20 protein-coding genes are annotated in these 22,933 nt (G+C 42.2%); 8 read left to right on the top strand and 12 right to left on the bottom strand.

Annotation, left to right across the window (positions count from 1 at the left end):
* Positions 1 to 50: 50 nt before the first annotated feature.
* From FQ083_RS09995 to hisIE, 5 genes are all read right to left on the bottom strand, one after another.
* Positions 51 to 1,550, bottom strand: coding sequence for a UvrD-helicase domain-containing protein (locus tag FQ083_RS09995; protein WP_149409735.1), 1,500 nt, complete (start codon positions 1,548 to 1,550; stop codon positions 51 to 53).
* A gap of 218 nt (positions 1,551 to 1,768) precedes the next feature.
* Positions 1,769 to 2,653: a twin-arginine translocase subunit TatC gene (gene tatC / locus FQ083_RS10000; RefSeq protein ID WP_149409736.1), complete on the bottom strand. Its 885-nt coding sequence runs from the start codon at positions 2,651 to 2,653 to the stop codon at positions 1,769 to 1,771.
* Positions 2,653 to 3,348: a Sec-independent protein translocase protein TatB gene (gene tatB, locus FQ083_RS10005; protein WP_133104911.1), complete on the bottom strand. Its 696-nt coding sequence runs from the start codon at positions 3,346 to 3,348 to the stop codon at positions 2,653 to 2,655. The genes tatC and tatB overlap by 1 nt, the downstream gene beginning before the upstream one ends.
* A 26-nt stretch (positions 3,349 to 3,374) precedes the next feature.
* Complete coding sequence (gene tatA / locus FQ083_RS10010; protein WP_011514610.1) at positions 3,375 to 3,617, bottom strand: Sec-independent protein translocase subunit TatA; 243 nt, start codon at positions 3,615 to 3,617, stop codon at positions 3,375 to 3,377.
* Between the two features lie 189 nt (positions 3,618 to 3,806).
* Positions 3,807 to 4,655, bottom strand: a complete 849-nt coding sequence (gene hisIE, locus FQ083_RS10015) for a bifunctional phosphoribosyl-AMP cyclohydrolase/phosphoribosyl-ATP diphosphatase HisIE (RefSeq protein WP_149409737.1) — start codon at positions 4,653 to 4,655, stop codon at positions 3,807 to 3,809.
* A 534-nt stretch (positions 4,656 to 5,189) separates the two neighbouring features.
* Here hisIE and rpmI point away from each other — a divergent pair.
* The 5 genes from rpmI to FQ083_RS10040 all read left to right on the top strand — a co-directional run bounded on the left by rpmI (position 5,190) and on the right by FQ083_RS10040 (position 10,347).
* Positions 5,190 to 5,387 carry a 50S ribosomal protein L35 gene (gene rpmI, locus FQ083_RS10020; RefSeq protein ID WP_011514608.1) on the top strand — a complete coding sequence of 66 codons (198 nt, stop codon included), beginning with the start codon at positions 5,190 to 5,192 and terminating at the stop codon, positions 5,385 to 5,387.
* Between the two features lie 150 nt (positions 5,388 to 5,537).
* The gene (gene rplT, locus FQ083_RS10025; RefSeq protein ID WP_011281252.1) at positions 5,538 to 5,894 is read left to right on the top strand and encodes a 50S ribosomal protein L20; all 357 of its coding nucleotides are present in this window, start codon (positions 5,538 to 5,540) and stop codon (positions 5,892 to 5,894) included.
* Positions 5,895 to 6,233: 339 nt separating this feature from the next.
* On the top strand, positions 6,234 to 7,289 hold the full coding sequence (gene pheS / locus FQ083_RS10030) for a phenylalanine--tRNA ligase subunit alpha (RefSeq protein WP_133104909.1): 1,056 nt from the start codon (positions 6,234 to 6,236) through the stop codon (positions 7,287 to 7,289).
* Positions 7,290 to 7,393: 104 nt separating this feature from the next.
* Positions 7,394 to 9,799, top strand: a complete 2,406-nt coding sequence (gene pheT, locus FQ083_RS10035; protein ID WP_149409738.1) for a phenylalanine--tRNA ligase subunit beta — start codon at positions 7,394 to 7,396, stop codon at positions 9,797 to 9,799.
* Positions 9,800 to 10,047: 248 nt separating this feature from the next.
* Positions 10,048 to 10,347 (top strand): integration host factor subunit alpha, encoded by a 300-nt coding sequence (locus FQ083_RS10040; RefSeq protein WP_011514605.1) that lies wholly within the window; start codon positions 10,048 to 10,050, stop codon positions 10,345 to 10,347.
* Positions 10,348 to 10,525: 178 nt separating this feature from the next.
* Here FQ083_RS10040 and FQ083_RS10045 read toward each other — a convergent pair whose 3' ends face one another.
* Entirely contained in the window at positions 10,526 to 10,879 is a 354-nt protein-coding gene (locus FQ083_RS10045) for a hypothetical protein (protein WP_133104907.1), read from the bottom strand.
* Between the two features lie 541 nt (positions 10,880 to 11,420).
* Here FQ083_RS10045 and FQ083_RS10050 point away from each other — a divergent pair.
* Positions 11,421 to 12,305, top strand: coding sequence for a neutral zinc metallopeptidase (locus FQ083_RS10050; protein WP_011514603.1), 885 nt, complete (start codon positions 11,421 to 11,423; stop codon positions 12,303 to 12,305).
* 168 nt (positions 12,306 to 12,473) lie between these two features.
* Here FQ083_RS10050 and FQ083_RS10055 read toward each other — a convergent pair whose 3' ends face one another.
* The 3 genes from FQ083_RS10055 to trxA all read right to left on the bottom strand — a co-directional run bounded on the left by FQ083_RS10055 (position 12,474) and on the right by trxA (position 15,179).
* Positions 12,474 to 12,713 (bottom strand): hypothetical protein, encoded by a 240-nt coding sequence (locus FQ083_RS10055; RefSeq protein ID WP_011514602.1) that lies wholly within the window; start codon positions 12,711 to 12,713, stop codon positions 12,474 to 12,476.
* 341 nt (positions 12,714 to 13,054) lie between these two features.
* Positions 13,055 to 14,323 (bottom strand): transcription termination factor Rho, encoded by a 1,269-nt coding sequence (gene rho / locus FQ083_RS10060; protein WP_020444407.1) that lies wholly within the window; start codon positions 14,321 to 14,323, stop codon positions 13,055 to 13,057.
* A 529-nt stretch (positions 14,324 to 14,852) separates the two neighbouring features.
* Positions 14,853 to 15,179, bottom strand: coding sequence for a thioredoxin (gene trxA / locus FQ083_RS10065; protein WP_020444406.1), 327 nt, complete (start codon positions 15,177 to 15,179; stop codon positions 14,853 to 14,855).
* Positions 15,180 to 15,532: 353 nt separating this feature from the next.
* Here trxA and FQ083_RS10070 point away from each other — a divergent pair, with 353 nt between their 5' ends.
* Together FQ083_RS10070 and FQ083_RS10075 are read left to right on the top strand one after the other, a co-directional pair.
* A complete protein-coding gene (locus tag FQ083_RS10070; RefSeq protein WP_149409739.1) occupies positions 15,533 to 16,246 on the top strand; it encodes an RluA family pseudouridine synthase in 714 nt (237 codons plus the stop codon).
* A gap of 136 nt (positions 16,247 to 16,382) precedes the next feature.
* Entirely contained in the window at positions 16,383 to 18,005 is a 1,623-nt protein-coding gene (locus FQ083_RS10075) for a flavin-containing monooxygenase (protein ID WP_149409740.1), read from the top strand.
* Positions 18,006 to 18,024: 19 nt separating this feature from the next.
* Here FQ083_RS10075 and FQ083_RS10080 read toward each other — a convergent pair whose 3' ends face one another.
* From FQ083_RS10080 to FQ083_RS10090, 3 genes are all read right to left on the bottom strand, one after another.
* The gene (locus FQ083_RS10080) at positions 18,025 to 18,963 is read right to left on the bottom strand and encodes an NAD(P)-dependent oxidoreductase (protein ID WP_149409741.1); all 939 of its coding nucleotides are present in this window, start codon (positions 18,961 to 18,963) and stop codon (positions 18,025 to 18,027) included.
* 185 nt (positions 18,964 to 19,148) lie between these two features.
* Positions 19,149 to 20,117, bottom strand: coding sequence for a response regulator (locus FQ083_RS10085; protein WP_149409742.1), 969 nt, complete (start codon positions 20,115 to 20,117; stop codon positions 19,149 to 19,151).
* An 84-nt stretch (positions 20,118 to 20,201) separates the two neighbouring features.
* Positions 20,202 to 22,514 carry a sensor histidine kinase gene (locus FQ083_RS10090; RefSeq protein ID WP_149409743.1) on the bottom strand — a complete coding sequence of 771 codons (2,313 nt, stop codon included), beginning with the start codon at positions 22,512 to 22,514 and terminating at the stop codon, positions 20,202 to 20,204.
* Positions 22,515 to 22,933: the final 419 nt, after the last annotated feature.

Consider the following 22,933-nt stretch of genomic DNA (forward strand, 5'->3'; position numbering starts at 1 on the left):
AAGCTAGAGGTTTAGAGTGGCAAATACTAAGATTGATTAAGTTAGGAAGATTAAGTATTGCCAAAAATCACTTTTTTGCCTGTCTGTAAGCCTGATATCAAGTCTTTGATATTATGGATGTCCAAATTGCTCTGGGCACGCGTGCAAGCGACGTATAGTAAACGCAACTCTTCTGGACTTATCTTGACGGCATTGGTCGTCACATCATAATAGAAGTCATCATCGAGCTGTACTTTTCCCCATTCAAGCCCTTTCGCCTTATGGGCAGTGGAGATAACATAGTCAGCATTTTCGATACTGGTAAGACTATTGACAGCTTGGCTCAGGACATTGGTGCCATGATCATCGACCAATTTCACCAGTGTTTTTAGATCGCTGCCTTCATTGGTTTCAGAGTACTCTTGTACATCGCCCCAATTATAAAAGTATGCCAGTTCAGGCACGCCATAAGCAGACTTGCCATTTTTTAAGTTTTCGGCGGCCTGACAAAATTTAAGCATACGATCGGTATCAGCTTGTAGTGCCACGCGGTGACCGAGCTTGAGTCCAGTCAATAGTTGCGACATCGCAGCCGCATTGGTGCGGCAAAGGATGGCATCTTTTTTACTGTGTACCATACCCTTATCAGTAGAAGATTGCTTATTAGGATTGCCTTTTAACGGGACATCTTCTTGCAATGCTTTGAGCAAAGTATTGGCAATTTCAGCAATCGGTTCGCCAAAACGAAACGACTGGGTCAATAAGGTTTGTGGTAAGGGTAGTTTTTTCATCGCATTGACTGCGCCGCGCCATTCATAAATCTGCTGATGAGCGTCACCCACATAAATTACTTGCCGTGGCTGCTGGGTTAAAATTCCCATCATCAATGGATCGGCATCTTGGGCTTCATCAAACAAAATAAAATCAGCTGGAATACTGGGTTTAGACAGTGCCCATAATTTAAGATAAATATCATGCCCGATACCAGCTGGATGGCGCGCATCAATCGACTGTAGCCAACGCTGCTCGACGGCTGGATAGAGCATCTCACGTAATTGCTCTGCATCTGAATCATCGAGCCAGCTGGGAAATTCAATATGCCTTGGTGCAGGATAACTGGCATGCGTACTACAAAAATTGCTGACAGCATCACTGACAAAACGCGATAATCGGGCTGGGGTGAGCGTAATGTATTTATTTATACCATCCATTTGCCGACGTACTTGGACGGGTTGCAAGCCCAAATCATCACCCAGACGTTTGGGTGAAAAACGCGGCAACGACAGCTTAGCAGTGATATCACGGGCGACATGCCGATAAGCAAGCGAATGAAAAGTGCGACATTCCACATGCGGTGGAAACTTTGAGCGTGCATCATTGGCAATCGTCTTGTTAAAAGCTAAATATAAGCCGCGGCCACGCAAACGCTCACCAATCAGTTTTAAGGTCGTCGTCTTACCAGCACCCGCATACGCCACCACTTTAAATGACTTGTGGTCCATCGCCATGTTGAGCGCGCTCAGTTGCTCATCAGTGGGATCGCTCATATAAGCTGGCATAGATGCGGACATAAAAAATTACCTAAAAGAGTAAAACGGATCAAAAATAACGGGGGTAAAAAAAGCCACTGCATAGACAATGGCTGGCTCGTCATATGAAATTGCAAAATACTTGCAAGTGCACATGACAATAATAAAAAAACTGATAGAAAATAAAGGTACAAATAAGCTGGTTATATTAACAGATTAGCGCATTGGCTGTTTTTGGAATAAGTGTCTGATTAGTGATGTTATTCTTTATTTAACCCTGTATCGCTTTCTAAGGTAGGACTATGTTCTTCTTTAATTAAAATTTTTGCTAAAAATAATCCTAGCTCAAATAGTAGCCACATCGGAATGGCGAGCATCAACATCGACACCCCATCAGGCGGTGTAACGACCGCAGCAACGGCAAAACAGCCGACAATAATATAACGGCGTTTATCTTCTAAGCTCTGAATGGAGACGACGCCAGTCAATATCAATAGCAAGGTGACGACTGGAATCTCAAAGGTTAAACCAAATACCATAAAGAGTTTGAGTGCAAAACTTAAATAACTGTCGATGTCGGTCATTGGCAAGACGTTCTGCGGCGCGAACATAATAAAGAATTTTAGAACCCCTTTAAGGACAATAAAATAAGAGAAAGCCACACCCGCATAAAATAAAAATATAGAGGACATCAAAACGGGAATGGCGATTTTTTTCTCTTTCTTATATAAACCGGGTGCGACAAACGACCAGATTTGATACAAAATGTAGGGCATTGCAAAGAATGCTGCGACAAAGACAGTCAGACGTATCGGTGCCATAAAGTTGGAGGTGATATCCGTCGCGATCATCGTTGAGTTGGCAGGCAACTGAGCAACCAATGGGTCGGACAAAAAATCATAGAGCTCGCGTGAAAATCCGACCAAGGCTAAGAATATTACCAGTACGGCAACACATATCTTAATCAAATGACGACGCAGCTCAATCAAATGCTCGGTAATCGGCATATCGCCAAGTGAGCTTAGAATATCGCCAGAGTCATCAATATTGCTGTCGACATTACCATTAATGGTAGCTGTTGAGGTCTCGATATCTGAATCCGCGACTTTTTCTTGACGGCTTTTTTTACGTTTAAATAAACCCACTAATTGCTCTCCTGCTTATTAACAGAAGCCTGTTTAGGTAAAGGACTGTCTAGATGGCTGTTGAGTAAGATATCGGCTTTATAGTTTGGTAAATAAGGCGGTTGCGGTAAACGACGCGCTTTATCATAAGCACCAAGACGAAACCACATATTTTCCCACGGTCTAGTTGTGATCGTTTGAATCACTTGATTGGGGTTATCATTAAAGTCAGTTTTTAGACTGTCGTTATCACCTTGTGCCGATGACTGCTCAGGGCTTTCTGGTTTCTCAGCCTGTCTATTACTGTCATAGGCGTAGTCAAACTCTTTTGGCTGTACTGATCGATTATCATCATTCTCACTACTGGCTTGACTACTTTGTCTAGGCGTATTGCCATCGACTGGATCACGCGATGCTTTTAAATGCTGGTTTTTCGAGGATTCAAACTCTTGCATACTGCCGCGCATTTCTGCCATTTCACGGCGCATTTCTGCTTCAGTCTGGCGAATTTTGGCCAGCTCTTTTTGCATTTGCTGGCGCGTCTCAGCTAAGTCAAGTTCCGCTTCGATTTCAGATTGCAAAGTAGAAACCGTGCGGCGAATTTTGGCATACCATTGCCCAGCGGTACGCGCCGCTTGGGGCAGCTTTTCTGGCCCCAAGACGATTAAGGCAATGACGCCAAAAAGCAATAATTCAGAAAACCCAATATCAAACATAATGTTTCGATGTCACTGTCTAGATGCTATACATTATGCGTGTCATCAACCTTAGTGGTTGTTGGGCGCTCTTCAGTGTGTGCGTTGCCATCATGGTCGAGCACCACTTGCTTTTTGGCATGTTCAGTATTTTCATCTTTGACGGCTTCTTTAAAACCTTTGACCGCACCGCCCAAATCTTTACCAGCATTTCTCAGTTTGGAGGTGCCAAATACGACAACCACCACCACCAATAAAATCAGCCAATGCGTAATGGAAAAACTGCCCATAATGCTATCCTTATGTCTTAGTTTTCAGTCTTTATAGGAATACGTTGAGTGTATAGAGTATTGTGATCGTACACAAAAGCTATCGACCGCTTATGCGAAGTAACACGTCACTATATTATAACCTGCTGTTATGACAAAAAGGTGAAAGCAACAATAATCAAACAGGGTAATGGCTAATCTTATAAAACGCTATCGAGCGGCTTTTTCATCAATACCTGATAGACCAAAGCGTCGACCTAGCTCATTTAATACTGCCTCTGACTCGATATCGAACCAAGCCAAACCTACTAAGGTATGGAACCAAACATCAGCGACTTCATAGATCAGCTCATGACGCGCTTCGTCATATTGGGTTTTATCAGTGCTTTCATTGCAATTGGCAAAGTCTTTAGCAGCGATAATGCTCTCTGTACTTTCTTCACCGACTTTTTCTAAGATTTTATTGAGACCTTTGGCGTATAAGCTTGCTACATATGAGCTATCGGCATCCGCTTGTTTGCGTTCTGCTAATACTTTATCAAGCTGCTGCAAGATGGAGCGAGTGATGGGGCTGTGGTCATTCTGATTGGTATCTGAATCGACTATATTTTCCGCCGCCGCTTCATTAATTTCAGGCGTGGCTTGTGTTGCTGTATTTGAATGATAAATATCAGCAGGATCCTTCAATACTTTATCAACCGTTTGCCACTCAGGCGTTTGCCCTGATAAATCCAAACGCTGATAGAAGCAAGACTCGCGGCCAGTATGACAAGCAATACCACCGACTTGAGTGACGCTAAGGACAATCACATCGGCGTCGCAATCTAGACGAATATCATGTACGCGTTGGGTATGTCCAGAGGATTCGCCCTTATGCCATAACTTGCCACGCGAACGCGAAAAATACACCGCCGTCTGCGTTTGTGCGGTTAATTGTAGGGATTCGGCATTCATCCAAGCCATCATCAAAATACGCCCTGACACATAATCTTGTGCAATTGCAGGAATCAAACCATCTGCATTGAAATTTACGGCAGCCAGCCAAGCAGGTGAAGTCATAATCTTGTTGCCATCTTATAGGTAGAAAATAATAAAAAGTCGCTAAGTATTCGCTAAATAATAGTTATTCAGCCTATCTGTCATTCATGTAAGCGCTTTATCAACACGCAGTCTCTACTTAAACACAGCTTAAGCTGACATTCAATATGTTAAATCAGTAAATACAGCACAATTATACTCGAGCTGAATTTTGATACAGTAAGAATTGCAAATTAACAGTGTTCTTAAATCGCCTAGTTTGTTTTCAGCTAGCTATCGCTTGTGGCTGCTCAGTTTTTGCTGCTAAGCGTGTGCTTTAAGTGGCTAATAACCAAGTTTTGGAAGACGAAAATAAGCAGCAAGGTATTTGTGATTAGAAAGAACAACATACGCTAAACAGCGTTAAAACTTTCCTTGGCAAAACAGCGCACGATCTGTTAAAATGTCGCCTCCCACCTCGAGGCAAATAGAGGTTTGGTGCCTGTTTTTACAGCCACTAATCATTATTGACTATTTGACGACCAGGTTCTAAAACAGAAAAAGAGGCAAATCATCATGAAAAATAAGATGAAAACCAGAAGCGGTGCAGCTAAACGCTTCAAAAAAACAGCGAACGGCTTTAAGCGTAAGCAAGCATTCAAAAGCCATATTTTGACCAAGAAATCACCTAAGCGTATTCGCCAGTTGCGTGGTCTTAAGTTGGTGCACAAGTCTGACGAAGCAGCAGTTCGTCGTATGTGCCCATACATTTAATAGGCTATCGTCATTTATCTTTAATTAAGCGCTGTTTAATGAATAGCTACTGAATTAAAAGTATATGACTTTGCAATTTGATAACGATGTCTATTATCTGATGACATCGTGATTCGTTTAATAATGATTAAAAATATCTTGGAGTAATTTATGGCCCGTGTAAAACGTGGTGTACAGGCGAATCGTCGTCACAAAAAAATCTTAAAGCGTGCAAAAGGCTACTACGGTGCCCGTTCACGTGTTTACCGCGTAGCGGTACAGGCAGTGACCAAAGCTGGTCAATATGCTTATCGTGACCGTCGCAACAAAAAACGTACTTTCCGTCGTCTTTGGATTGCACGTATCAATGCTGGTGCACGCTTAAACGGCTTAAGCTATAGCCGCTTTATCAATGGCATGAAAAAAGCTAACATTGCAATCGATCGTCGCGTACTTGCTGACATCGCTATGCATGATGCAGCGACTTTCACAGCGTTGGTCGAAAAAGCTAAAGCGGAACTAGCATAAATATTAACCTTCCTTTAGGTAGGCTGCTTTTTAAATCATTATTGATAAGTAGTTATCTACATGGATAGGAATAATATTGATTAATAGGTTGATATTAATAAAAGCTACCGCTGGTCGGTGGCTTTTTTTATATCACATTATCTGACTGCCTACTTTTAGTATCAGAATCACATACGCTGTTATAGGATAGCGTTTATCATCGTCTAAATATTCAAGCCATTCATATCATTGAAATTATCGTCACATGAATGGGTAAATGATTTGCAATATTTGGTCAAATCCCTACAATTACCTATCACTATTATTAATAGTCCGTTTAAATCAGGAAGAATGCGTCTTATGACTACCCCTGCTGCTACCACCGATTTGTCGGCGCTACCGACCTTGTCCACAGAGCTAAGCGAGCTTAATGAAGCTCAGCTAAATGAGTTGGCCAGTGCCGCTGAAGCCTTGATTCTACAAGTAACCGATGTGCGTGCGTTGCAAGATTTGCGGGTGCAATTGACCGGTAAAAAGAGTCCCTTAACTGGCTGGTCAAAGCAGATGGGTAAACTCAGCAGCGACGATAAAAAAACCTACGGCGGCTGGTTGCATCAAGTCCGTAGCCGTATTCAAGATGCGTTGACAGAGCAGCAGCAGCAGCTAGAAGTGGCTGCACTAAATGCCAAGCTTGCAAGCGAGAGCATTGATATCACCTTGCCTGCTCGCGGTGGTCAAAAAGGTCATTTGCATCCCGTGACCATGATTACCCAACGTATGCAGCAGTATTTTATACAAGCGGGTTTCAACGTTGCTACTGGTCCTGAAGTTGAGAGCGATTACTATAACTTTGAAGCGCTCAATATTCCGTCGCATCATCCAGCACGCGCGATGCACGATACATTCTATTTTGATGCGCATTATTTACTGCGTACGCATACCAGCCCCGTGCAAATTCGCACTATGGAAAAGAATGAGCCGCCGATTCGTATTATTTGTCCCGGTCGCGTCTATCGTAATGACTCGGACCAAACCCATTCGCCGATGTTCCATCAGCTAGAAGGTTTAATGGTTACCGAGTCGAGCACTTTTGCTGAGCTAAAAGGCTTGATTAGTGAGTTCTTGGAAGCGTTTTTTGCCAAAGAGCTAACCGTACGTTTCCGCCCGTCATTTTTCCCATTTACCGAGCCGTCAGCTGAAGTCGATATCCTAGATGATAATGGTAAATGGCTTGAAGTCATGGGCTGCGGTATGGTGCATCCACAAGTGCTGACCAACTGCGGTATTGATGCCGAAAAATATACTGGTTTTGCCTTTGGTATGGGTATTGAGCGCTTTGCGATGCTGTACTACGGTATCGATGATTTGCGCCTGTTTTTCCAAAACGACGTACGCTTCTTAAAGCAGTTTGGCTAGAGTGCTCTTTGTTTATATAAAAAGTGCTCCTTGTTAATATAACAAGTTAATGTGCCAACCTTTACTTCAAAATATTTATTATAAAATTCTGATCCGAGATACTTATGAAAATTAGCGAACAGTGGCTACGTCAATGGGTAAACCCCAACAATAGCAGTGAGCAATTGGCTGAACAACTCACGATGGCAGGGCTAGAGATTGATGATCGCTTTGCAGTCGCTCGTGCCTTTAGTGGTGTGGTCGTTGGTGAAGTTATCAGCGTTGAGCAGCATCCAGATGCCGATAAATTGCGCGTGACGCAGGTTAATATTGGTGCAGCTGAGCGGTTACAAATCGTTTGCGGTGCGCCCAATGTGACTATTGGTATGAAAGTGCCTGTTGCGACTGTTGGTGCGGTTTTGCCAAGTGATGACAAAAAAGGCTTCACAATTAAAAACGGTAACCTACGTGGTGTCGACTCTAACGGTATGCTTTGCGGTGCGTCTGAGATTGATTTAACCGACAGCATTGATGGTTTACTTGAGCTGCCAGCTGATGCGCCAATCGGTATGGATATCCGTGAATATCTAGGCTTAGACAATCAAATACTGGATATCTCTATTACGCCAAATCGCGGTGATTGTTTTAGCGTACGTGGTATTGCGCGTGAGATATCCGTCATTAACGATTTGCCGTTACAAATGCCAAATATCCCTGATAATATCGATTTCACTCAAAACGAAGTGATGCCAGCTGTAACAGTCAGTGCTGTAGAAGCTTGTCCACGCTACCTTTTACAGTCGATAAGCAATATCGATCGTAGTATCGATACGCCAAAGTGGATGCAAGATGCGCTGGTTCAGTCAGGACTACGCTCGCACAACTTTTTGGTTGATGTGACCAACTATGTCTTGATGGAATTGGGTCAGCCGCTACATGCTTTTGATGCTGATACTATCGAGGGCGATATCGTTGTGCGTTTGGCACAGTCTGAAGAAACGATTACTTTGTTGAATGAGCAAACTATTACCTTAACCGGTGATGAATTGGTCATTGCTGATGATAAAGGCGCACTTGCACTTGCCGGAATTATGGGCGGTCAACGCAGTAGTGTGACTGATAGCACCACCAATATTGTGTTAGAGAGCGCATTCTTTAATCCATTGGCTATCGCTGCACGCGCACGCCGTTTTGGTCTGCATACTGATGCCTCACAACGCTTTGAGCGTGGGGTAGACTTTGAATTGCCAGCGCTTGCTTTAGCGCGTGCTGTTGATTTGATTACCAGTGTAACGAATTCTCAAGCGGGGCAAATAATCACAGTCGAAAGTAGCAAGCATTTACCGGCTCGTGCACCTATTACACTGCCGATTACTAAAGTCCGTGATGTCATCGGTATTGAGATTGAGCCTGCAGTCATGGTACGTATCTTGACTCAATTAGGCTTTAAGGTAGAGCAGCAAGCAGATAGCCTGATTTGCATGCCGCCATCATATCGCTTTGATATGAGTATCCGCGAGGATTTGATCGAAGAGATTGCTCGTATCTATGGTTATGACAATATTCCAAGCATCTTGCCACACCTGCAAGTCAGCATGGATTATGACGATACCGCAGACTTGACACACGAGATGAAGCTGGCGCTAGTCGATAATGGCTATATGGAAGCCATTAGCTTTAGCTTTAGTGACGCAAAAATAGAAGCCTTGCTTGATGATAAAGCACTAGGAGAAGTGTTGGCACTGGCCAATCCTATCTCTAGTGACTTAGCCGTGATGCGCCGTACTTTGCTATCAAGCTTATTACCTTGCGTGCAGTACAATCTCAATCGTCAGCAGCCACGCGTTCGGTTCTTTGAGACGGGTCTTAGTTTTGTTGGTCAAAGCATTAGCGAGTTGGTACAAACACCAAGTATTGCATTAGTAGCAGTCGGAGATGTTTGGGACGAGCAAGCGTATCAAAACCGTGCGTTAGACTTTTATGATCTTAAGCATGATATTGAGCAGTTATTACCTGCGCAAGTGGATGGTGCGCGTATCCGCTATGAGCGTAGTGAACTAGCTTTCTTGCATCCAGGTCAAAGTGCCAAGCTTTATATCGATGATCAGTATGTTGGCTGGTTGGGGCAATTGCATCCTAATACCGCTAAACAGTTGGATCTGCCAGCTACGTGGGTTGCGCAGTTGTCATTGGCACCATTACTAACGCTTGCTCGTGAACAGCATGCCATTACTACTCCAAGTAAGTTCCCGCAAGTACGCCGCGATATTGCTATATTAGTAGACAGCGATATCAGCCTTCAAACCCTAGAGTCAACTATACGTAAGGCATCAGGTGCACTCTTGACTGATCTTTGGTTGTTTGATGTATACCAAGGCGAAAAAGTGCCAGCAGGTCAACGCTCATTAGCATTTGCCTTGATATGGCAAGATAAAACGCAAACCTTATCGGATGACGCTGTAAAAACGGCCACTGATAAAGTGGTACAAGCATTAACGGTTGAGCATTCAGCACAGCTACGTGACAGCTAACCTCTAATCGAAAAAGACAAATACTCTATAGCCTCAATATAAATGAGGCTATGGATTTTTGCTATTTATAAAAATTATTAACTGATAGAAGAATTTTATTCATAGAGTAAGTTAAGTGGTTATTAATAAAGGATTTTAATGCAGACTTTATTAAAAAGACGCACAAAAACCTTTATAATAGCTAACACTAATTCTCATACCGCTAAACCATGATATTCGACATCACGACATAGCATAGGAGTCGTACTGTGAGCACCTTAACCAAATCTGACATGATTGAGCATTTGATGAATCATCTAAACCTAACGCGCCAAGAAGGTCGCTGTTTGGTAGAGAATTTTTTTGACGAACTGTCAGAGAGTTTGATTGATGGCAAAGAGGTCAAGCTTTCAGGCTTTGGCAACTTTGAGCTTAAAGACAAAAATAGTCGCCCAGGACGCAACCCTAAGACAGGGGAGCCCGTCGCGGTATCAGCGCGCCGCGTTGTGACCTTTAAAACAGGACAAAAATTCCGTCAACAGGTCGATGAGCGCCTATTTGACCAATAATAGTAGTGAGTAAGACTAAAAGTGATGGTTCGCAGTTGTCTATTAAATCGACTGTTATAGCCATCATTTTTTTATGCGACATTGTCTCAGTTATATAAAACATAAATTGCAGGCATAAAAAAAGAGAGCATAAGCTCTCTTTTTTTTAGTACAGTATTTTTATTTATAAAAATAAAAATTACTGAGCTGGTTGCTCAACTACAACTTCGTCAGCTGCGTCTACAGCTGGAGTTTCGCTAGCTACGTCAACGCTAGTAGTAGTACCGTCTACAGGTACTTCAGCATCGATTTCGTCAGTAGCAGTAGCAAGTTGTGCATCAGCGATATCAGCTTCAGCGCCGGCAACAGCAGCATCAGCTTCAGCAGTAGCTTCGCCTTCAGCAGCAGCTTCGTTTAGCTCTTCTTTAGCGTCAGTTACTTCTTCTTGAGCGTCAGATAAATCTTCAGCAGCGTTTTCTTTGTTGCTATCACAGGCAGTTAAGCCCATAGTTGCAGTCATGATACCAGCTAGAGCAAGTAATTTTAAGTTCATAAGGTTTTCTCCGGGATAATTAAATGAGCAGTAGCAGCAAAAAAGGTTGAACATCCGAGATGTCTCAGATATTCAACTAGTCTTAGTCACAGCTACTCAGCTTTCACGCATTCTATATGATTTCTTTCTGCATAGAAAGAGGTTGTACAATTAAGTTACAATAAAATTGTAAATAGGGTTTTATTTTACTTATTTTACATAATTATCCATACAAAAAGTCAAATTAATCGACGTATAATCAACGACATCTGCTTATTGCAGAGAAATTTCTTATGTCTGGTACTTTGTATCTGTTTGCGCTATTTATGACAGCATAATAAAGAAGATAGCGGATACATAAGTAATGCTAAATGGTAGTCGCAATAACTGGCTGTAAATATAAAAAAGCGCTAAGTGTTTTAAAGCAGTTTGTAGTCTGTGGCAGATGAAATTAGCAAAGGTTATCAAGATATGACATCAAAGGATTGAGCTAAAAACTATATAACATGAATCATGATCGATATGAGTGGCATAAGATATCGTATTTTTTGGGAGAAGGATTATGAAATGGCAAGGCAGACGTGGCAGTACTAATGTGCGTACTAGTAGTGGTGGCGGTAAGCTAATGGGCGGCGGTATCGGCGGTATCATTATTGCTGGTATTTTATGGCTAGTGTTTGGCGTAAATCCCATGACCGCATTGCAAACAGGTCAAGAGGTCGCAGGCGGTGGTAATACATCTACTGAACCAGCTACCAGTGACGATCGGGATACACAGTTTGTCAAAGTTGTCCTAGCGGACACTGAAGAGGTTTGGCATCAAATATTCAATGAGGGTGGTAGTACATATAAAGAGCCTTCACTGATTTTGTTTAATGGACAAGTCAGTTCTGCTTGTGGTAGTGCCAGCTCAGCGACTGGTCCTTTTTATTGCCCAGGTGATCAAACGGTCTATTTAGATACGTCGTTTTTCGTAGAGATGCGTCAAAAGCTTGGTATATCTGGTGATATCCAAAACTCAGGGGATAGTGACAATCAGAACAAAGCGGGCGATTTTGCCCAAGCCTATGTGATCTCCCATGAAGTAGGTCACCATGTACAGACTTTGCTTGGTATTACTCAACAAGTAAATGAAGCCAGCCGTCAAGTGACTCGTGCACAAGCAAATAAATTGTCTGTCCTACAAGAGCTACAAGCTGATTGCTTTGCTGGTGTTTGGGCGCAGCGCAATCAAGAGCGCGTACAGTTTTTAGAAGCAGGTGATATCGACGAAGCTATCAATGCTGCTGGTCAGATTGGTGATGATCGCTTAGCACGTGCAGGAGGCGGGGCGGTAGTACCTGATAACTTTACTCATGGTACTAGCCAACAGCGTGTAGAGTGGTTTACGCGCGGTCTAGAGAGCGGTAATGTGCAAACTTGTGATACGTTTAGTGGTGCTTTATAGCACTGACTATTACAAAACCAGTTATATTGATTGGTATGATTAATAGTTAATATAATAATCGTTAGACACAAAAAAGCCTGCAATTGCTTGCAGGCTTTTTTTGTCAGCTAGTTGGCTAGGTAATATCTTTCATAAAATATATGTGCCAAAAGAGCTGCTTAAAACTGATTATCTGGTTTGATCATAGATATAACCACCAGCGCCGCCAATAGCAGCACCAGCGATTGCACCACGAGCGATATCTTTGCTATCGCCTTTACTTTTGATCAGTGCACCGGCAGCAGCGCCAGCAGTGGCAGCTTTAGCTGTATTACTTAGACCAGTGCTATATCCGTTAGTAGCACAGCCACCCATGATAAGAGCAGAGCTAGTTAGAGCCGTCATTGCGATAGTTTTAGCAAGTTTCATAATATCACCTATTAAATCGTCAAGTTTAAAATACTAAGTATACAGTATATATTTCAGTATGTTCTTAACCCTTATAGTAGCCCTTATATATAAATCTGGTCGTAGTAAAAACGCTAAGCTTTGCAAGTAAGCTGTAAATTATGTTGCCTCACTGTGTCATTGGTAGTGCCTTTGCTTAGGGTTATTGTATTTATCCTGATAGTAAGCTAACTGTTCTCGACGCGAATTATTCCTAATGATAGAGCCAATAGTAATAAAAACAAAAAGACCGCCTTATAGGCAGCCTTTATGAGTAAAACGTCAATTATTTATATAACTTTATTGTCGTAAAAGATTTAAAATCAATTTTGTGATTTACGCTTCATTTGCTCAAAAAATTCATCATTGGTTTTGGCTTCTTTTAAGCGGTCCAATAAGAACTCAGTTGCTTGTACACCATCCATCGGCTGTAGCAATTTACGCAGGATCCAAACTTTACGCAGTTTATCTTCATCAAGCAGACGTTCTTCACGGCGTGTACCCGATTTTTTGATATTAATGGCAGGGAAGACACGCTTTTCTGCCAGATCACGCTCAAGGGTAATCTCTTGGTTACCGGTACCTTTGAATTCTTCAAAGATAACGCTGTCCATTTTACTACCAGTATCAATAAGGGCACTGGCGATAATGGTCAAGCTGCCGCCTTCTTCAATATTACGAGCAGCACCAAAGAAGCGTTTTGGGCGCTCTAACGCATTGGCATCCAAACCACCGGTCAACACTTTACCTGATGAAGGAATAACAGTGTTATAAGCGCGGGCAAGACGGGTAATCGAGTCAAGCAGAATGACCACATCTTGCTTGTGCTCAACCAAGCGCTTGGCTTTTTCAATGACCATTTCAGCCACTTGTACATGGCGCTGTGGCGGCTCATCGAAAGTTGATGCAACTACTTCACCGCGTACAGTACGTTCCATCTCGGTGACTTCTTCTGGACGCTCATCAATCAGCAGTACAATGAGGTAGCACTCAGGATTATTACGAGTGATCGATTGTGCTATTGACTGTAGCAGCATCGTTTTACCCGCTTTGGGCGGTGCCACAATAATAGAGCGCTGACCTTTACCAATCGGTGCAATCAGGTCGATAATACGACCAGTCAAATCTTCAGTCGTACCATTACCTAGCTCAAGTTTTAGCTGCTCAGTTGGAAATAATGGCGTTAAGTTTTCAAAGATAAGCTTGTGACGTGAGCGGTCTGGCGTATCAAAGTTGATTTCACCGACTTTTAATAGTGCAAAATAACGCTCAGAGTCTTTTGGTGGACGAATCGTGCCTGCGATACTGTCACCGGTTTTTAGACTAAAACGGCGAATTTGGCTTGGGCTGACATAGATATCATCAGGACCTGCTAAATAAGAGCCTTCAGATGAGCGCAAAAAACCAAAACCGTCAGGGAGCACTTCAAGTACACCATCACCATAGATGGCCTCACCGTTACGGGCATGAGTTTTTAGAATGGCAAAGATAATGTCTTGCTTACGGCTACGTGCCATATTATCAAGACCCATCTCTTTAGCGATGGCCAGTAGCTCAGCGATTGATTTTTTCTTTAATTCAGTAAGATTCATAGATAGGTCGTTAGCAGTTGATAAGATGAGAGATGCCATTATTCACAAATCACGACAGTGATTAAAACAATGTTATTAGGGCGATAGAGGGTATATATACAGAGTTAAAATTTATGTAGTTTTGATTTTATGTGTCAGTTTATGAGCTTGTCGCAAGAGAGGCAGACAAGTTATAAAAGGTGAAGATAAAGAAATCTACATAAGAGTCTGCGTCAAAAACTCAATATCAGTCATTGTGTTTAGTCATTCGATCAGTAGTGGTATTTAATAATGACGATGGTGTTTTTGTTGATAAACACGAGGAGAATAGCGACAAGATATTTAGGAGAGCCATTAGTGTTCTCTTATCAGCAGACTATACGGGCTTAAAGATAGTATTGTCAATAATTTTTGCCAAAAAAGTAAAGTAATCTAGCTTTTTGCTCATAAAATCAACAAAAAAGCCACTATCTGTATCAGATAATGGCTTTGACGTTTACGATTTTTTCAGCGCGGTTACTAAGAATAACCAAAGCAAGCATGCGTTAATTTATAGATGTTTATCTAGCACTTTTGCCAATTCAGCCTTTGGCTGCAAGCCCATGACTGAATCCACTTTTTCGCCACCTTTAAATACGAATAGGGTAGGAATGTTGCGGATACCAAAACGGCTTGCCGCTTGTGGGTTGTTATCAACGTCAACTTTAACGATTTTAACTTTACCTTGGTACTCAGTCGCTAAATCTTCTAAAATAGGTGCGATGGCTTTACAAGGACCACACCATGTTGCCCAAAAATCAACTAATACTGGCACGTCAGATTGTAAGACGTCTTGGTCAAAGTTGGCATCAGTGGTATTAACAATAAGGTCTGACATAATTTTTCTCTCTTGTTTTATTATATGTGTCACCATTTATCGATAAAACAATAAATGTCATACCAAAATGATGACCAGCTAACGAATGTTAAGAATGTGTATAAATCTGCCATTATATTAACATGTTTGCCTAAAGTTGACAGACGTAGACTGGTTAAATTGTTTAACAATTACGATTAGCACAATAAATCGACACATAAGGATACAGGGTTGGCTTTTATCTGTTACCTACTGTATTTATTTCTGCCTTTAACTGCTCGTTAAGATTACTTTCATTTTGATTCTATAACGGATTCTGATTTTTATATCCGAACTGATTAATATAAGTCCATTCATATAAGTAGCCCACATTTATGCCCTTTACAGATGAAAAAATCGATGCCCTTAATGCTGAAGAAAAAACCCGTTCGCCTGAGTTTTTTCAAACATTTGCAAAAAAAGTTACCGTCTATGAAGATGAAGATATCTGGGTAGTCGATAAGCCAGCAGGACTATTGAGTGTCGACGGTAAGAGCTTGAAAGTGAGCTTGCTAGCTCGCCTTGAACGTGCCAATCCTGCCGTCAAACTGATTCATCGCCTCGATATGGATACCTCTGGCCTGCTTGTTTTCGCCAAAAATGCAGCGGCACAAACCAATATTAGTAAGCAGTTCATCGACCGACTACCGCAAAAAAGTTATCAAGCACGAGTGTTTGGTCAATGGGACAGCGTTGGCGCTACTGGCAAGATATCGGTACCAGTACGTTATGAGCCTGCAACCAAACCGCGTCATATCGTCGATCCTAACTGGTCAAAACATGCGCTGACTTTATATGAAGTATTGGCGCATGAAGAATGTGATGGTCAAATAGTAACTCGCGTCCTATTAAAACCAGTCACCGGTCGTAGTCATCAGCTGCGCGTCCATATGGTACATGTCGGACATGTGATGATTGGTGACCCGATTTATGCAGAAGGTATTGCATTGGATATTGCGCCAAGACTAAATCTACATGCGCAGCAACTGCGCCTAAAACATCCAACGCTTGGAGCGTGGATGGACTGGGAAAGTCCAACACCTTTTTAGTGTTTTTGAAATAAACTAAAATCTAGCATTGTTGCAAATTACTAGATAAAGTTACTAGGTAAAGTTGCTATGGAAAATTAGTAGGGCATCCTGCGCTCTGATAGGTCAGCCAATTTGCAAAAACAAGGATTGTATTATGCTTGATATGACTACTGCCAAGCAGGCGCTTAAAAAGCGTTTTAAAGCTAAACCTTATTCATCAGATGCTCATGCAGATTATGAGGTACTGATTATTGGTGCGGGTATCGCAGGCATCAGCATGGCTTGCCATTTGCAACAGCAGAGCTCGCAAAAAAGTCATCGAAGTCTTTTTGATAGTAAAAGCGTTAAGCAGAAAAAACGCCTCAAACTTAATAGCCAACGATTTTTAATCGTAGAAAAACGTGAGGATTTGGGCGGTACATGGGATTTGTTTACCTATCCTGGTATTCGTTCTGACTCGGATGCGCTGACTTTTGGCTATAGTTTCCGTCCGTGGTTGGATCATAAGATGCTTGCAAAAGGTGCAGACATTAAAAGCTATATTGCTGATACAGCACGCGAGTTTAAAGTGGTAGAGCATATTCGCTATCAGCATGAAGTACAGCAGTTATCATGGTCAAGCGACAGTCAGCAATGGACGGCGATGATTAAAAATCATGCTACCAGTGAAGTATTGAGCTTAACGGCAAACTTTGTCGTTGGAGCGACCGGTTATTATGACTATGAAACTGGTTATAGACCACATTTTAAAAATGAAGAAAACTTCAAAGGTGAAATAGTCCACCCGCAGCATTGGCAAAATACACAATACGACGATAAAAAGGTCGTCGTCATTGGTAGTGGCGCGACGGCGATGACACTGATACCGGCATTGGTCGATGAAAGTAGTATACAATGTGCCCGTCATGTCACCATGCTGCAACGCTCACCGACGTATGTTGCAAGCGTACCGGGCGATGATCATGCGCTTGACTTGCTATCAGGTAAATTCTCACCTTTATCAAAATCACAGGCGTACACCTTGTTGCGTACGCGCAATGTGATGTTTCAACAAGGTGTTTATCGGGTGGCAATTTATGCGCCAAAGGTGATGAAAGCGCTATTAAACCATAAAGTCAGAAAAGAGCTTAAAGGTAGTGGCGTGGATGTGGCCCATTTTAAGCCGGCTTATAATCCTTGGGAAGAGCGTTTGTGTGCGGTACCTGATAGCGATTTGTTTCAAGCTTTGCATAGCAAGCGCGCTGAAGTAGTAACCGATAGCATCAGCCAGTTTACCTCAACTGGTATTGCATTAGCATCAGGCAAGCATTTGGACGCAGATATCATCGTTACTGCGACGGGTCTAAAATTACAGATGTTAGGCGGTGCAGCTTTATATGTCGATGGGGAGCCGATCGATGTAGGCGCACGGATGACCTACAAAGCAGTGATGCTTGAGGGTGTACCAAATATGGCAATCATGTTTGGCTATACTAACGCGTCTTGGACATTGAAGATTGATTTGGCCTGTCAGTATGTGCTGCGTTTACTGAGTTATATGAATAAAGAAGGATACAAAACAGTATGTGCGCAGGCTGAGACGGAGCACGAAAAAGTGAAAATGCAGGCAGATACGGTACTTGGGGCACTATCGGCAGGGTATGTCAGCCGTGCCAAGGATGAGCTGCCAAAACAAGGTGATCGCTATCCTTGGCGAGTGAACAATAACTATGTCACCGATCGCATCATGCTCAAATACTGTAAAATCAAAGATGAGTGGCTACAGTTTAGTCGTTAGAATTGACTAATTATTAATATTACTGAGCTTGATTGATAAAATCACTGACTTGTTTACTAAGCATTTGCCATAAGGTTTCTTGCGCGCTTTTGCTGCCCCACGCATTGTGCGGACTAAATATCACGCGTGGATGCTCACCAAGAGCCAGTAAAGGATCATTGGCAGCTATGGGTTCTTGCTCAAAAACGTCGCTGCCATACCCTAAAATCTGCTCATTGTTAATGGCATCAGCAAGCGCTTGGCTATCAACAATACCACCACGAGCGACGTTGACAAGTAGAGGTTTTTTAGTCATTTTGGCCAAGGTGTCTGCATTGATAAGGTGCTGAGTTTTCTCATTTAACGGGCAATGTAAGCTAATCACATCAGCACAAGCGAGCACTTCATCAAAGGCGGTATAATCATTATTACGCGGCATACGCCCTTGGTGCTCCGCCCACAATACCGTCATGCCAAAAGCATGCGCAATATCAGTGACACGTTTGCCAATGGTACCAATGCCAATAATACCCAGCGTTTTATTTTCCAAATCTATAAGCGGGATATCAAGTAGGCAAAAATTACCATTATCTGCCCACGTGCCATCGGTGACTTTATTATGATAATGCAGACCAGCACGCATGCCATTTAACATCAGCATAAAGGTATGCTCAGGCACGCTTTTCACCGCGTAACCGGCGACGTTATAGAGCGCGATATTATGCTCAGCACAAGCATCTTGGTCAACGTTATTCATACCCGTAGCGGTCAGTTGAATAAGTTTTAGCTTTGGCAACTTAGCAATCGCTTCGGCATTGATTTGCACTTTATTAGTAAAAATAATATCGGCGTCTTTGCAGCGCTCAATGATCAGTGCTTGAGGCGTATCATCGTAAGTAATGTAATCAGTAACGCCAGCGGGTGCTGGCAAATCGACGTTATCAGAAAAAGTGCCTTTATCTAAAAAAACCGCTTGCATGATGATTCCTTATCTCGTTGTTATCGTAAATAGGTTTTGTTTATTATCGGCTTAATGTAGCACGTTGCTGCATTTAGTCAAAAAACATGTCAAAAAGCGCAAAGCAAAAAACCTCTACTTCAAGCTGAAATAGAGGTTTTATTTATTGAGACACTAGTTTCTTGCGCTTACTTATTTTTTTGCGCTTATAAAGAAAAACGCTTACGCAATTTACCGATCAGACTACGTACACGACTGCTCAAGTCAATGCGCACATCGTTTTCAGGATCGTGCTCGACTTCATAACGTTTGACCAATTCAGGGCTGGCTTTTAGTTTTGCATGGTGCTGGAATGCACGATTGACACTAATTTCAAGGAGGCTTGCGCGCATTGGCTTCGGTAGGCAGCGATAGACCTGACCTTTATTAATCAAATCAATCAGCAGTCCTGCATCTTGGAATTCGGTCTGTACCAAGACCACCAGATGCGGCGCATCTTGTTTTAAGGTAAAGATAATCGGCGCGATATTTTCGCCGCTGACATTGATGTCGGTAATACAAACACCGATATCTTCATTCGCTAAATAATCGTAAGCTTCTTCTAAGCCTTTAGCATGCAGCACTTTATAGTTGTTAGAGAACTGCTTACGTATTTGCTCAATCAACTCATTGGTCTCATCAATGACCAATAAAGTCTGCTTATTGCCTGAACTATCGAACTGCTCGGCGTCTTCGTCTGGGTTATAAGTCAAAGCGATTTCAGTGGCGCGTCCGACGACAGCGAGCAGTTCTTCAGATTTACACGGCTTGGTTAAATAACGGTAAATTTCACCATCATTAATAGAGCCAATAATCGCGTTCAAATCAGCATAGCCGGTTAATAATATACGCATGGTAGAAGGTGATACGTCTTTTACTTCGCGCAAGATATCAACGCCAACCCGCTCAGGCATACGTTGGTCACTGACTGCAACGTGTACATGGTTGTTTTTGATATAGTCGATGTATTCAGCCGGGTCAGTGGTAATAAAAACGTCATGTGTTTTACGAAATAACAGTTTCATAGAACGTAAAATACGTTGTTCATCGTCAATGAACGCCAATTTCGGTTTCGCTTCAACCCCTAACTCAGCGGTACTTATGTTATTACTGGTGTCATTTTCTAATTCATTCATGATGGTATCCTTATGATGAATAACAGTGATATAGCTTCATATAATCATTAAAATAGCAATTAAAATAACAGCAGAACCTAGCGATTATGCCGCTAGGCTTTTTTCTGTCAGATCATTATTAATCGGTAGCGTTAAGGTAAAGGTTGTGCCAACGCCTACAGTCGATACGGCTTTAATGTCGCCATTATGCTGCTCCATAATCTGCTGACTGATTGCCATACCAAGACCAGTACCTTCGCCTGCGCCTTTAGTGGTAAAGAACGGCTCAAATATCTGACTCAGCACTTCTGAGCTCATGCCTTTACCGTTATCGATGACATCAACATACACATTGCTGTCATCGGCGCGGGTGCGTACTTCGATTTTGCCATCCGGTTTTTCGCCCATGGCTTGCGCGGCGTTATTGAGCAGATTGACCAAGACTTGGTTGATTTGCGACGGTGAGCATTTGATCTCAGGTGTCGGCGCAAAATCAGTGACAATCTCTTGATGTCTGATAGAGTTACCTGCGATTTTCAGCGAGGCTTCGATACATTCGCGCACATCAATGGTCTTCACTTTTGACTCATCAAGACGGGCAAAGTTACGTAGGTTTAATACCATCTCGGTGATTTGCTCGACGCCAAATAGCGAGTCTTTAATCAGCTCTTTTAGCTCAGCGGACAAATCATCTTCTTGAATTTCATCGGAAGCACGGACGATATCTGCTAATAACTTATCAATCTTGCCATCAGATGCGACGTCAGACTTGATACCTTTTAACCCTTGTACCAGTTCAATCAGCTCTTCGTATTGCTCAGTTAACTGACCGATAATCTCGAGGTTATTCTGTACATAAGATAAAGGCGTATTTACTTCATGGGCAACACCCGCAACCATCTGCCCCAACGTTGCCATTTTTTCTGAACGGATCAATTGTAGCTGCGAGCTTTTCAGCTCTTTTAGTGTGTCTTGCAGCTCAGCAGTACGTTCTTCTACTTTAATCTCTAGCTGTTGGTTAATATTGGCAAGCTTACCTTCGTTAGATTGGATACGATCTAATAGATCGTTAATAGAGCCGTTTACCAGTCCAATCTCGTTGCGACCTGTCTTGAATTTAACTGAGCTTAGCTTGTTGTACTGCTTGTTATTAATGATGTTTTCTGCGAGAGAAATTTTATCAGTGGTTTCTTTCAATGGCTTGAAAGCTAAGAAAGTTAGCATAAAGTAGATAATACCAGCGGTGATAAGGAGCGCTAATGCAATCCAGTTAATCAAGTTTTCACTTAGATTGTCGGCAATGGCGTTAATCTCAGCATCAGGTTGGACAACGATAAGTTTCCAATAGGTTTCAGGAATTTCAAAGACATAGGCTTGACTGCCGTTATAAAAGTTATCATTGGTCAGCTCAAAGCTTTGTAGCAAGCGACTATCCATAGCATTTTGCTTGTTTTCACCGTTATTTAGGTAAGCAGCATAGTTGACCAAATAATAACCTTTGGAATCACCTGTTTCTGCTTTATCAATTGTATTCAATACTTGCTGAACTTGCGGTGACACGCTAGCTGCAACTTGCTCGATAATCTCGTTACGCTGAGTTTCCAAGAAGTTTAATACCGGATTCCAAGCAGCGTCAGAGTTGATAACTTGTTTGATATCAAGTGGTGTACCGGTTGCTTCATCAATATAGCTTAAGCGTTCAGGGTTAGATGAGGCGATTACCTTATCACTGTTATCTAATAATAAAATGTAGCCTGAACCAGAGCTCTCACTCAACTTGACGATGTTCTCTTGCAACTGGTTTAGGGTAAAGTTGACCGTACTGGCACCCCAAAACTGATTGTCACGCTCGATTGCGACACCGCAGCTCATGGCAAGCTCGCCTTTGGTTTGGCTGGCGCGAACATGGTTCCAGATACAGCTGTCAGGTTTGAGTAGTTTTAAGACGCTAAACCAATCTTCTTGATAATAAGGATTGGTTGGGTTTGGATCGCTTAGTACCGCTTGATAATCACCGTTTTGGCGTACCATCAAAAACGGATGGGTTGCAGTATTGGCACCAAGAGCGCCTTTTTCTGGCCAAATGCCGCCACTACCCAATAAGTTATAGTCGCGTTTATCGAATGCATTGGCGGTACTGACTTGCAAAATATTCTCTTGCGGTGGCAGCGTTTGCGCGCTTTGCTGTAACAGCAAGGCACTACGCATGACACGATTGATGTCGGCTGAGATACTATTAACCGCGGTATTACCACGTTCAGCGACCAGCTTTGCTGACTCAAGACGGATTTTATCATGGCCTTCTTTATCAACCACATAAACAACGACCGCAAGTACGACCGCAAAAGCAATGAACAAAATAGTGGTAACTTGGGTACTGACTTGATTAAAAAAGCCAACTTTTTTAGAGGCACTCATGACGGGATTTGTCCTTGGGAGTAGGGAGCACAAAAAGAATTACCAATGGGATGGATTGGCTACAACGAAATATATGGTTAAGTTTCATCAAAATAGCTTGTTAACACTGGTCATAAACGTCAACTGAAAATAGTGTTAACATAACTTAAAATTATGATAATAAACTCAACTTATAACTTAATGGACTATCACAGGCAATAGCATACTTATAACCGCTGATAAAGCATGGATAACGGTTATGAGGTCTATGCTATTTTTTATATAAGTAGTAGTTAGCTAAAAGTCTAATGACTTAGTTAAATTGAATAGATTTGGTATTAAGAGAGATGTTCTATTGCATTTTTTAACAATACAGTAACAATTTTACGATAACAATATTTTTTGTTTACTTGCGAGTCGTTATCTTATTGGTTTATAAG

It is taken from the genome of Psychrobacter sp. ANT_H59 (genome assembly GCF_008369225.1).
GTDB classification, from domain to species: Bacteria; Pseudomonadota; Gammaproteobacteria; order Pseudomonadales; family Moraxellaceae; genus Psychrobacter; species Psychrobacter cryohalolentis.

Bases quoted from the DNA above. Each gene is read 5' to 3' on its own strand.
- FQ083_RS10080 (WP_149409741.1), bottom strand. From the start codon at position 18,963: ATGCAAGCGGTTTTTTTAGATAAAGGCACTTTTTCTGATAACGTCGAT.
- FQ083_RS10070 (WP_149409739.1), top strand. From the start codon at position 15,533: ATGCCCTTTACAGATGAAAAAATCGATGCCCTTAATGCTGAAGAAAAA.
- tatA (WP_011514610.1), bottom strand. From the start codon at position 3,617: ATGGGCAGTTTTTCCATTACGCATTGGCTGATTTTATTGGTGGTGGTG.
- FQ083_RS10050 (WP_011514603.1), top strand. From the start codon at position 11,421: ATGAAATGGCAAGGCAGACGTGGCAGTACTAATGTGCGTACTAGTAGT.
- FQ083_RS10090 (WP_149409743.1), bottom strand. From the start codon at position 22,514: ATGAGTGCCTCTAAAAAAGTTGGCTTTTTTAATCAAGTCAGTACCCAA.
- rho (WP_020444407.1), bottom strand. From the start codon at position 14,323: ATGAATCTTACTGAATTAAAGAAAAAATCAATCGCTGAGCTACTGGCC.
- trxA (WP_020444406.1), bottom strand. From the start codon at position 15,179: ATGTCAGACCTTATTGTTAATACCACTGATGCCAACTTTGACCAAGAC.
- pheT (WP_149409738.1), top strand. From the start codon at position 7,394: ATGAAAATTAGCGAACAGTGGCTACGTCAATGGGTAAACCCCAACAAT.
- rpmI (WP_011514608.1), top strand. From the start codon at position 5,190: ATGAAAAATAAGATGAAAACCAGAAGCGGTGCAGCTAAACGCTTCAAA.
- hisIE (WP_149409737.1), bottom strand. From the start codon at position 4,655: ATGACTTCACCTGCTTGGCTGGCTGCCGTAAATTTCAATGCAGATGGT.
- tatB (WP_133104911.1), bottom strand. From the start codon at position 3,348: ATGTTTGATATTGGGTTTTCTGAATTATTGCTTTTTGGCGTCATTGCC.
- pheS (WP_133104909.1), top strand. From the start codon at position 6,234: ATGACTACCCCTGCTGCTACCACCGATTTGTCGGCGCTACCGACCTTG.
- FQ083_RS10055 (WP_011514602.1), bottom strand. From the start codon at position 12,713: ATGAAACTTGCTAAAACTATCGCAATGACGGCTCTAACTAGCTCTGCT.
- rplT (WP_011281252.1), top strand. From the start codon at position 5,538: ATGGCCCGTGTAAAACGTGGTGTACAGGCGAATCGTCGTCACAAAAAA.
- FQ083_RS10085 (WP_149409742.1), bottom strand. From the start codon at position 20,117: ATGAATGAATTAGAAAATGACACCAGTAATAACATAAGTACCGCTGAG.
- FQ083_RS10075 (WP_149409740.1), top strand. From the start codon at position 16,383: ATGCTTGATATGACTACTGCCAAGCAGGCGCTTAAAAAGCGTTTTAAA.
- FQ083_RS09995 (WP_149409735.1), bottom strand. From the start codon at position 1,550: ATGTCCGCATCTATGCCAGCTTATATGAGCGATCCCACTGATGAGCAA.
- FQ083_RS10045 (WP_133104907.1), bottom strand. From the start codon at position 10,879: ATGAACTTAAAATTACTTGCTCTAGCTGGTATCATGACTGCAACTATG.